Below are 10892 nucleotides of genomic sequence, written 5' to 3'. Positions count from 1 at the left end.
TCCTTTTGTTCAGGGGTCATAGCCGCTCCTCCTACGAATGCAGTTCACACTTCTGTTGACGCTCTACCTATTATCCTCTCTTGATAGTAGTTTTACAAAACCGGGATGCTCCCAAGTGGAGTTCTATTGCTCTGGATTACGGCCCTCCATTATGAATGCGATCGCTTGTATATGCTAGTAGGCGCGATCGCTTATATCGTCAATGGCTGTCTTGATACTTTTAGCAAAACTTTACTATTTGGCAGTGGTTGGTTGGCAAATACTAACTTCTATTTCTAAATGTTTAGCTTTATTTAGCTTTGGAAAAATTGGTGATTGGCTGGGAAATATAAATAAAGCTAGGTAAAATCCGGTACGCATCCATCTACTCTTACGTCAGTTCACACTATCTATTACTTCTACACAATAATGCTTACTCTTCCCACCTACGAACTTACTCAAGTTTTGCATGAAGGTATATCTACAATTATTTATCGGGCTTGCAGACAGTTAGATAAATCTTCCGTAATTGTTAAAGCCCTTAAACCAGAGTATCCCACCCTGGAAGAACTGAGTCGCTTAAGACATGAATATAAAATTTTAGAAAATGCAGTAGATATAGAAGGAATTGTTAAGCCCCTAGCTTTAGAAAATTATCACAACGGTTTAGCGCTAATTTTGCCAGATTTTGGGGCAGAATCGCTAAAAAGATATTTAAGCGATCGCTCTCTGGAAGTAACTAAATTCCTAAATATAGCCATACAGCTAGCATCCACCTTAGCACAACTGCATCAAGCCCAAATTATTCATAAAGATATTAAGCCTGACAATATTGTAATTAACCCGCAAACTGGGCAAGTTAAATTCATCGACTTCAGCATTGCATCCAGCCTAGAGAGAGAAAATCAAACGCTTGGCAGCCCGAACTTACTAGAAGGCACACTCGCCTATATGTCGCCAGAGCAAACTGGCAGAATGAATCGGTCAATTGACTATCGCACCGATTTTTATTCGTTGGGCGTTACGTTTTATGAAATGCTAACGGGTAAATTGCCTTTTGAAGCGCTTGAACCGCTGGAATTAGTACATTGCCATATTGCTAAAGTTCCAGTTCCACCTCATCAGGTGAATTCACAAATTCCTGAAACTATTTCAAATCTGGTAATAAAATTATTAGCTAAAACTGCTGAAGAACGCTATCAAAGTGCGGAGGGACTAAAATTTGACTTAGAAACTTGCTTGCTAAAATGGCAAACTACTGGAACAATTTCTAATTTTATACCCGGTAGTGCAGACAAAGCAGGCCAATTACTGATACCACAAAAACTTTATGGTCGTGAAGCAGAAGTTGCTACCCTTCTGAAAACATTTGATCGCGTTGCTGCTGGCACGACGGAAATGATGCTGGTATCGGGTTATTCCGGCATTGGTAAAACTGTTCTAGTAAATGAAGTCCACAAACCTATTGTGCGACAACGCGGTTATTTTATAGCCGGAAAATTCGACCAGTTTAAGCGGAATATTCCTTATGCTTCTTTGATTCAAGCTTTCCAATCGTTAATTCAGCAACTGCTAACCGAAGGCGAAGCAGAGATAGAAAATTGGAAAGAAAAGCTGTTATCAGCTTTAGGCGATAACGGACAAGTCATCATAGATGTTATCCCTGAAATCGAATTAATTATCGGAAAACAGTCACCAGTAGCGGAACTAGGAGCAACTGAATCGCAAAACCGTTTCAGTCGAGTATTTAAACAATTTATTAGTGTATTTACAACTAAACAACATCCCTTGGTTGTTTTTCTGGATGACTTGCAATGGGCGGATTCCGCATCGCTGAAATTAATTGAAGTGTTGATAACCGATAGCGCTAGCAAGTATTTATTGCTCATTGGTGCGTATCGAGATAACGAAGTTTTTCCCACGCATCCGACCGTGCAGACGATTGATAAAATTCAACAAGCCGGGGCGACTGTAAATAATATCGTACTCAGCCCGTTACAACTCGTTCATGTCGAGGAATTAATCGCCGATACTTTAAGTGAATCTGGCTATTTGGAATCGCTATCTGTAGAGACGAGAAATTTAGCATCTCTACTTTTCAGCAAAACTCAGGGGAACCCTTTCTTCTTAACGCAACTGCTGAAAACCCTTTATCAGGAAGATTTGTTAACTTATGACTTATATTCGGGTGTTTGGCAGTGGAATTTAGAGCAAATTCAAGCCATTGGCATCACCGATTATAACGTTGTCGAACTAATTGCCAGAAATATTCGTAAACTACCAGAAGATACACAAAAAGTATTAAAACTGGCAGCTTGTATTGGCAACACCTTTAACTTAGAAGTCTTGAGCGTTGTCAATGAGGAATCTTCTTTAGTTACGGCTTCCCAGTTGTGGTCAGCACTTCAGGCTGGGTTGATTTTGCCTTTAAGCAACGAGTACAAAATTCCATTGGTATTCAGCCAGGAAGAATCGGGTGGGTTTAGCTTAACAGATGTCAAAGTTGACTACAAGTTTTTGCATGACAGAGTGCAGCAAGCAGCTTATTCTCTCATTCCTGATGAGCAGAAAAAACAGACGCATCTAAAGATTGGTCAATTACTGCTAAAAAATACCACAGCGGCAGAACGCAAAGAGAATATTTTTGCTTTAGTTAACCAACTTAACTACGGTACTGGGTTACTTACAACTGAAACCAAAAAATACGAATTAGCGCAACTCAATCTAATTGCTGGTCAGAAAGCCAAAGCAGCCACAGCCCATGATTCTGCCGTCAAATATTTGCAAGTAGGTTTACAACTCTTGGCATCGGATAGCTGGGAAAGTCAGTATGAATTGACATTAGCGCTGCATGAAGAAGTAGCAGAAGCAGCTTTTTTAAGCGGTGATTTTGACCGAATGCAGAGATGTATTGAAGTAGTACAGCAGCAAGCTAAAACCCTACTGGACAAAGTGAAAGTCTATGAAGTCCAGATTCAAGCTTATATAGGGCAGAACAAGCAGGTAGAGGCTATTAGTCAGGGGTTAAAAGTCTTAAAGTTATTAGAAGTCGAGTTTCCCCTCAAGCCTTCTCCATCCGATATTGGACAAGCACTGACAGAAACGGCCTTACTTTTAAGTGGGAAGGAACCGACAGACTTACTCGCTTTACCTCCAATGAGAGATCCCAAGAAAGTAGCAGCTATGAAGCTGATATCAAGCATCATCGGCCCTACCTATATGGCGGCTCCAGAACTAATACCTTTACTGGTCTGTAAACAGGTCAATCTATCTCTCCATTATGGCAATGCTGCTGTGTCTCCCTTTGCTTATAACCTTTATGGTTTTCTTTTATGTGGGGTCGTAGGAGATATTGAGCAAGGCTATCAGTTCGGTCAATTAGCTTTAAATCTAGTGTCAAAATTGAATGCTAAAGAAATTAGCACTAAAACCTACCATTTAGTAAATTTCTTTGTCCGACATTGGAAGGAACACGTTAGGGATATCATAGAACCTTTTCGGTCAGTTTACTCTAATGGACTGGAAACTGGAGATTTAGAATATGCTAGTTACGGTGCATTTAATTACTGTCACCACTTATATTTGGTGGGCAAGCAACTAACCCTAGTTGAACAAGAAATTGCAACCTATTGGGATGCGATTAATAAAATCAAGCAAGAAGTCCCGCTTCATTATCAAGAAATTGTTTGGCAGGCAGTCCTAAACATCTTAAGTAAAACCCAAAATCCCTGCATTTTAAAGGGCGAAGTCTACGACGAGCAGAAAATGCTCCCCATACATCAGCAAGCCAACGACCAGTTAGCAATTCTATTTTTATACTTCCACAAACTTCTACTGTGCTATTGGTTTGAAAACTACTCGGAAGCCTTAGAAAATATTGCCCAATTTGAAACTTATTTAGGTGCAGCAACAGGGCAGGTGATTTCTGTTATTTTCTATTTCTATGATTCTTTGGTACAGCTAGCTGTGTATGCTAATACTCAAGAATTTAGACAAAAAGAGATTATCGATCGCGTCCAAGCCAATCAAGAAAAAATGCAAAAATGGGCGCATCATGCCCCGATGAATCATTTGCACAAATTCTATCTAGTAGAGGCAGAACGGCATCGGGTTTTAGGGGAAAAAATTGAAGCGATCGAGATGTATGATAAAGCGATCGCACTCGCTAAAGAAAACGAGTATATCAATGAAGAAGCACTGGCTCACGAACTCGCAGCCAAATTCTATTTCTCATGGGGTAAAGAGAAGATTGCCCGCACCTACATGACCGATGCTTACTATGCCTATATGCGCTGGGGTGCTTTAGCTAAAGTCAAACATCTAGAAGAAAAATACCCGCAATTAATAGCGCGCTCGCCCGTCGCAGAAACCCACAGTGGCTTCGACTTCACTGCAACAATTGCCAGTTTAACCACTACAGGTAGCCACGCAGAAATTCTGGACATGGCATCGGTAATGAAAGCGTCTCAAGCTATTTCTGGCGAAATTGTATTAGACAACCTGCTAGAAAAATTAATGAAAATATTGATAGAAAACGCAGGTGCTGAAACTGGCTTGCTCATTTTATCAAAGCAGAGTCAATTCTTTATAGAAGTAGCCGGAAATAAAGAGCAAGTACAAGTGCTGCGATCGCTTCCTGTATCAACCAGCCACCAGCTACCTGTCTCAGTAATCAACTACGTCACCAGAACTCAAAAAGATGTCGTTTTAAACGATGCCGTTCAGGAGAAAATATTTAACACCGATCCTTACATCATCCAAAATCATCCAAAATCTCTCCTGTGTGTCCCCATCATCTATCAAGGCAAGTTAACTGCCATTCTTTATCTAGAAAACAATCTAATTGCGGGTGCATTTACGCCGAAACGTATAGAAGTTCTACGGATATTATCCTCGCAGGCGGCAATTTCAATTGAGCATGCTCGTTTGTACACCGATTTAGAAGTAGCCAACGCGAGTTTAGAAGCGAAAGTAGAAGAACGAACCCAAGAGTTACAGGAAAAAAATGTGCGCTTGCAAACAGCAGAAACAGTCGCACAATCTGCTAACCGTGCCAAAAGTGATTTCCTCGCGAGTATGAGCCACGAACTCCGCACGCCACTTAATGGCATATTGGGTTATGCTCAAATCCTCAAACGCGATAAAACTATAACTGACTCGCAAAAGGATGGTTTAAACATCATTCACCAGTGCGGCGAACACTTGCTGAACTTGATTAATGAAATTCTAGATTTATCCAAAATCGAAGCTAGAAAGATGGAACTCCATCCGACAGAGTTTAATTTTACAGAATTTCTAGAAGGACTAGCTGAAATCTGCCGCATTAAGGCGCGGCAAAAAGGCATTTCATTAATTTATGAACCGATTACATTGCTTCCTACCGGAGTCCGAGCCGATGAACAAAGGTTGCGGCAAGTATTAATTAACTTGCTAGGAAATGCCGTAAAATTCACTCAAACTGGCGGAGTTGCTTTTAAGGTAGGTTATCACGAAGGCAAAATTCGGTTTCAAGTGGAAGATACGGGATTGGGGATGGCACCAGAGCAATTAGAAGAAATATTTTTGCCCTTTCATCAGGTCGGAGACCACAACCTCAAAACTGAAGGAACTGGATTGGGATTGGCAATTACCCGTCAATTAGTTGAGTTGATGGGTGGCGAAATTAAAGTAAAAAGTACCTTGGGTAAAGGTAGCATTTTCTTCTTTGATTTAGACTTGCCGGAAGCCTCTGACTGGGCCGATAATAGGAAAGAATACAAACTAAATATACAAGGGTTTAAAGGCTTTAAGCGCAAACTTATCATAGCAGATGACAAAAAAGAAAATCGCTCACTATTGGTCAAAATGTTATCGCCTTTAGGGTTTGAGATAGTGGAAGCAACAGATGGCCAAGACTGTCTCAATAAGGCTGAGGAATTGAATCCTGATTGCATCTTAATGGACTTGATGATGCCTCAGTTAAATGGGTTTGAAGCTACCCGAAGGATTAAGCGATCGCCAGAACTAAAAGATGTGGTAGTGATTGGCACTTCCGCCAGCGTTTTTGAGTTCGATCAGGATAAAAGCAAGGAGGCGGGTTGCAACGATTTTCTACCCAAACCTATTCGAGTAGAAGACCTGTTAGATAAGTTAAACGTTCACTTAAACTTGGAGTGGGTTTATGAGGAAGGCAATAGTGAAAATGCAACTATGCACCCAGAAGAAAATTCTCAGGATACTAGACTCAAAACTCAGCATTCGCTTGTAGCCCCTCCTACAGAAGAGATTGCTGCTTTGTTGGATTTAGTAATGATGGGCGATCTCAATAGTATTGTCGAAAGAGCGGCTAACCTGGAAAAAAAAGATGTGATGTTTGCGCCTTTTGCCAGGGAAATACAGGAATTAGCTAAAGGTTTTCAGGTTAAGAAAATACGCGATCTCCTTAAAAATGTAGGAATAAATAAATGAAAAGCACAAATACTGATAGCGGCGTAATTTTAATCGTTGATGACAACCCAACTAATTTAAAAGTCCTGTTCAAGTTTCTGGCTGATTCTGGCTTCAAAGTTTTGGTAGCTGAGGATGGCGAAGATGCGATCGCGCAGGTAGATTATGCACTGCCAGACCTCATCTTATTGGATGTACTCATGCCTGGTATGGATGGCTTTGAAACTTGCCGCCACTTGAAAGCTAAGGAATCAACGAAAGAAATTCCCGTAATTTTTATGACGGCGCTTTCTGAAACGGTGGATAAAGTTACAGGTTTGAGTCTTGGAGCCGTAGACTATATTACTAAACCACTTCAACATGAAGAGGTTTTAGCCCGTGTCAAGGTTCATTTAAGCTTGCGAAATCTAACTAAAAAGTTACAAGATCAAAACGTGCGTCTTGAAGAGGAGATTGAAGAGCGTGCAAAGGTAGAGGCAGCTCTATTAACGCTCACCTCTGAATTAGAAATACGAGTGGCAGAAAGAACGGCTGAACTTTTCCAATCAAATCAGCTGTTGACGGGATCGAATCAGCAGTTGAAACAGGAAATCCAAGAACGCATCGCTACGGAAACTGCATTGCAGAAATCAGAAGCACGTTATCGAGAACAAGCTAATAAGCTAGAACTTGCCTTTCGGAAACTTCAAGAAACTCAAAGCCAATTAGTTCACAGTGAAAAAATGTCCAGCTTGGGACAATTGGTTGCAGGTGTGGCACATGAAATTAATAATCCTGTCAACTTTATCTACGGCAATCTTACCCACGCACATCATTATAGCCAAGACATTCTCGGACTCTTGAAGCTCTATATTAAGTATCTTCCATCACCGCCGCCAGAGATTCAGGAGTACGTTGAGGCTATAGATTTGGAGTTTTTGATTGAAGATTTGCCCAAATTGCTAGCTTCGATGAAGGTGGGAGCCGATCGCATCCGCGAGATTATTCAGTCGTTGCGACATTTTTCCCGTGTGGATGAAGCCCAAATGAAGCCAGTGGATATTCATGCTGGCCTGGATAGCACGCTGTTGATTTTGCACAATCGGTTTAAACCTAGTGCTAACCATCCAGGTATTCAGCTTGTCAAAGAATATGGCAAGCTGCCGCCAGTAGAGTGTTATGCAGGGCAGCTCAACCAGGTGTTTATGAATTTGATTGCCAATGCAATTGATGCGTTGGAGGACTATGACAAAAACCGATCGCCCGAAGAAGTTTACTGTTCCCTGAGCTTAATTCGTATTCGCACGGAAGTAACCGATAGTAACTTCGTGACTATTCGGATTGGGGATAATGGCCCTGGTATAGCACCTGAAGTACGCGATCGCCTATTCGACCCGTTCTTTACAACGAAACCCCCAGGTAGAGGCACTGGTTTGGGCTTGTCTATTAGCTACCAAATTGTCGCCTCCAAACACGGTGGTCAGATAATGTGTATTTCAGCGCCGGGACAGGGAGCCGAGTTCATAATTAAAATTCCGATTCGACGACAGCCTCTGGAATCGGCTTGCCAATTAGGTAAGTTGGAAAAAAAAAGCATAATTTCGGCTAGTGTCCGGTAAGTGTCTGTCTACCGAAATCTGCGGGGCTTTAGCCCCGCAGAAAATTACGCAATTTCAAGTAACTTTGCGCTCAAATCCCAGAGCTTTTTAGCTTTGTTCTCATCGCTAACTTGGTCAGATTTTTGCACAAAAGACTGACGACCTGGTTTCTGGGGATTCCCCGAACTCCAATACACACCAGGCTTTAGCTTTGCTTATAAGCAGCATTTCCTTACCTTTTTTACCTATTCAACTACTTTTTTGGCATATTAGGTAATCAAGAGCCAGAATTATTTTTCGTTCTCCAGCTTTTGCATTATCGGCTAAGACTAATAAATAATTTTTTTCTAGTTTAAATGTATAATTTGTTACAGACGAATAGCCAAGAGGATGTCGCGATATAAGATATAAGGTACGCGATCGCTGTCCCGACTCACTCGCCTATTCGCAGTAATCCATGCCGGACACCATAAAACAGCCGATTTAGTAATGTCTGTTCTTGTTCGTCCAGCCAATCCTTAGCTAGTAGGACATACTTCAGCTGATACTGGTTAATACGAGTAATCCGCCGCGAGACAAATATCTGAGCAACGATATCTTCAATAGTGACTTCGATAGGAAAAAACTCAATCGGCATAATCATAGAAGAAATTTGATATTACCAATTTCAACTTTTTCCGTAGAATCCTAAGCGATCGCAATCTATAAAATCAGGTGACAAAGCTCTAACAACTCTGTGATCCCTGTCATTGCGCGAGTGAAAACCTAAGCGATGCCTCAAATTTTGACAAACCACCGTTGGCGATACATCGCGTAGCAAATCGCCCACCAGAACAACAATGTTAGTACGGCAAACACCAGGGAAGCATTCATCGGACTTGCCCAAGGCAAAAATAAATGTTCGTAGATCCAGGTATAGGTGCTGGGTGCGTTTTCACCAGTTCCGATTTTAGTTTTGACGAGAATTTTAATCAGCAGAACCGAAGCGACGAAGACGAAGATAGCATTCAACCCCATCACTTCAAACGGTTTCCCCCAGCGACGATTTCGGACTTCAATTAATTCATAACAGGCTGCTAGTAATAGCAACGCCCAACCAGAACTGAAGAGGACGTAGGAACTCGTCCACAACCTCTTGTTGATGGGAAATACCAAACCCCACGCCCAACCTACACCCAAGCAACCGATGCCAAACAGTACCAAACCGATACTGGTGCGCCTTTGGACAGGTTGGAGGCGTAACCAGTCACCTGTAAAGTAGCCAATGAGGACGGTGACAATTGCTGGGAGAGTGCTGAATAAACCTTCGGGATCTCCCATTGTTTTAAAAGCGTCACCTGGATGCAGATGCTTTGTACCAATTATCAAGCGGTCGATATAAGAGGCGAAGTTTCCTTCCGGCGATGATAAGTTTCCAGCGCCATAACCGGGAACGGGAATAAAAGACATTGCTACCCAGTAACCGATGAGTAATAGTAACGCGATCGCCCACTGTCCTTTTCGCGGTACGTTGATAACTATCAAGGCGGCAAATAAGTAGGCTAAGCTGATGCGCTGCAACACTCCCATGATCCGGATGGTGTCCCAGTTGTAAGTCCAGAAACCATTCAGCAACAAACCGAGGGCAAACAGAATTGCCACTCGACGGAAAATTCGCCTATATACGGCGGCGGTGGGACGGTTTCCTTCGTTGTACTTGGAAAGGGAAAAGATCATTGCCACACCGACTATAAATAAGAAGAAGGGAAAAACTAAGTCTGTCGGCGTGCAACCGTGCCATTTGGCGTGTTCCAAAAACGGATAAACTTGGTCGGCGACTCCCGCTTTATTGACGAGGATCATGCCTGCGATCGCTATCCCGCGAAATACATCGAGTGAAGTTAGGCGCATAGTTAATTTACAGAAGTGTTCCAGTTGCTAAACGAAAGTTTGAGTAGTTTTCATCCCTCTGTAGGAATAGGAGAATCACTGTGATGATTAAGTTAGCATCGCGGGGTAGAAAATCAAAACGATTAATATTAAAGTAAACAGAGTGCAATGCTAGTTCTTGCCTTTCAACCACAGAGTAAGCAGAAATTTTTTGCCTTTTTAGAGGATTAATATGAATCCAGAAGATTTTATGAAAATAGCGCTGGAAGAAGCAAAGATTGGAGATGCTCCTTACGGTGCAGTTATCGTTAAAGATAATCAAATAGTCATTCAAGCCCACAATACTGTAAAGACGGATAGCGATCCAACTGCCCACGCAGAAGTTAACGCGATTCGCGGTTTAACAACCAAAATTAAGAATCCTTCTTTAGAAGGTTATACGTTATATACAACTTGCGAACCATGCCCAATGTGTACGGCGACTTGTATTTGGGCAGGAATATCGGAAATAGTAATTGGGGCTTCGATTCAAGACTTGATTGATGCTGGTGTTTCTCAAATAAATCTCAGCAGTGAAGAAATTATTGGGAAGGGTTTTAAGAAAATAAAAGTTACGAAAGGTCTTTTAAAGGACGAATCTCTGCAATTATTTAAGCGTTAATTCGGCTCATCAAGCTGCGGTAAAAATAAATTGGCGAAAATTGCCGATCGAGTGCGATCGCGCAAATTTAAGCTGCTTAAAATATTGGTTACGTGGTTTTTCACTTTCCCCTCAGAAACATAAAAAGTTTGGGCAATTTTTCAATTATTGGTACCAGCGGCAATTTAACGCAAAACTTCCCTTTCTCTGAGTATTCGTTCATCCCAAAGAAAGGGGAGCCATTGGTCGGTTGTTAGTTTTTGGAAGCTGTTTGTAAATAAATTTGAAGATGCCTGAACTACTCTCTATGGCTAGATCCTCTCTAACCCTCCTTAAAAAGCAGGGAACCGAGCCAAAAGCCTGAAGTCCGGGAGCTACACCTTGGCTTACAAACAGATTGT

General features: G+C 41.7%; 6 protein-coding genes and 1 pseudogene. 4 read left to right on the top strand and 3 right to left on the bottom strand.

Annotated features, from left to right (window positions below; genetic code table 11):
* Positions 1-126 precede the first annotated feature (126 nt).
* From H6F63_RS15705 to H6F63_RS15695, 3 genes are all read left to right on the top strand, one after another.
* Complete coding sequence (locus H6F63_RS15705) at positions 127-279, top strand: hypothetical protein (protein ID WP_190638518.1); 153 nt, start codon at positions 127-129, stop codon at positions 277-279.
* A gap of 129 nt (positions 280-408) precedes the next feature.
* Positions 409-6426 carry a hybrid sensor histidine kinase/response regulator gene (locus H6F63_RS15700; RefSeq protein ID WP_190638517.1) on the top strand — a complete coding sequence of 2006 codons (6018 nt, stop codon included), beginning with the start codon at positions 409-411 and terminating at the stop codon, positions 6424-6426.
* Entirely contained in the window at positions 6423-8003 is a 1581-nt protein-coding gene (locus tag H6F63_RS15695; RefSeq protein ID WP_190638516.1) for a response regulator, read from the top strand. Before H6F63_RS15700 ends, H6F63_RS15695 begins: the two co-directional genes overlap by 4 nt.
* Before the next feature lie 412 nt (positions 8004-8415).
* On the opposite strand, the gene H6F63_RS15690 is transcribed toward H6F63_RS15695, so the two are convergent.
* Entirely contained in the window at positions 8416-8625 is a 210-nt protein-coding gene (locus H6F63_RS15690) for a hypothetical protein (RefSeq protein ID WP_199295270.1), read from the bottom strand.
* A gap of 134 nt (positions 8626-8759) precedes the next feature.
* A complete protein-coding gene (locus H6F63_RS15685; RefSeq protein ID WP_190638515.1) occupies positions 8760-9872 on the bottom strand; it encodes a heparan-alpha-glucosaminide N-acetyltransferase domain-containing protein in 1113 nt (370 codons plus the stop codon).
* 211 nt (positions 9873-10083) lie between these two features.
* Between H6F63_RS15685 and H6F63_RS15680 the strand changes: the two genes are divergently transcribed.
* Positions 10084-10512, top strand: coding sequence for a nucleoside deaminase (locus tag H6F63_RS15680; RefSeq protein WP_190638514.1), 429 nt, complete (start codon positions 10084-10086; stop codon positions 10510-10512).
* Here H6F63_RS15680 and H6F63_RS31030 read toward each other — a convergent pair.
* Positions 10509-10700 (bottom strand): annotated as a pseudogene (locus tag H6F63_RS31030) (LuxR C-terminal-related transcriptional regulator); the annotation flags it as partial. The gene H6F63_RS15680 and the pseudogene H6F63_RS31030 sit on opposite strands and share 4 nt — an antisense overlap.
* Positions 10701-10892: the final 192 nt, after the last annotated feature.

The sequence above is a fragment of the Trichocoleus sp. FACHB-40 genome (assembly GCF_014695915.1).
Classification (GTDB): Bacteria; Cyanobacteriota; Cyanobacteriia; order Cyanobacteriales; family FACHB-T130; genus Funiculus; species Funiculus sociatus.
This window is presented reverse-complemented; position numbering and strand designations above follow the sequence as displayed.

Coding starts and splice junctions, on each gene's coding strand:
- H6F63_RS15690 (WP_199295270.1), bottom strand. CDS start 8,625: ATGATTATGCCGATTGAGTTTTTTCCTATCGAAGTCACTATTGAAGAT.
- H6F63_RS15700 (WP_190638517.1), top strand. CDS start 409: ATGCTTACTCTTCCCACCTACGAACTTACTCAAGTTTTGCATGAAGGT.
- H6F63_RS15695 (WP_190638516.1), top strand. CDS start 6,423: ATGAAAAGCACAAATACTGATAGCGGCGTAATTTTAATCGTTGATGAC.
- H6F63_RS15685 (WP_190638515.1), bottom strand. CDS start 9,872: ATGCGCCTAACTTCACTCGATGTATTTCGCGGGATAGCGATCGCAGGC.
- H6F63_RS15680 (WP_190638514.1), top strand. CDS start 10,084: ATGAATCCAGAAGATTTTATGAAAATAGCGCTGGAAGAAGCAAAGATT.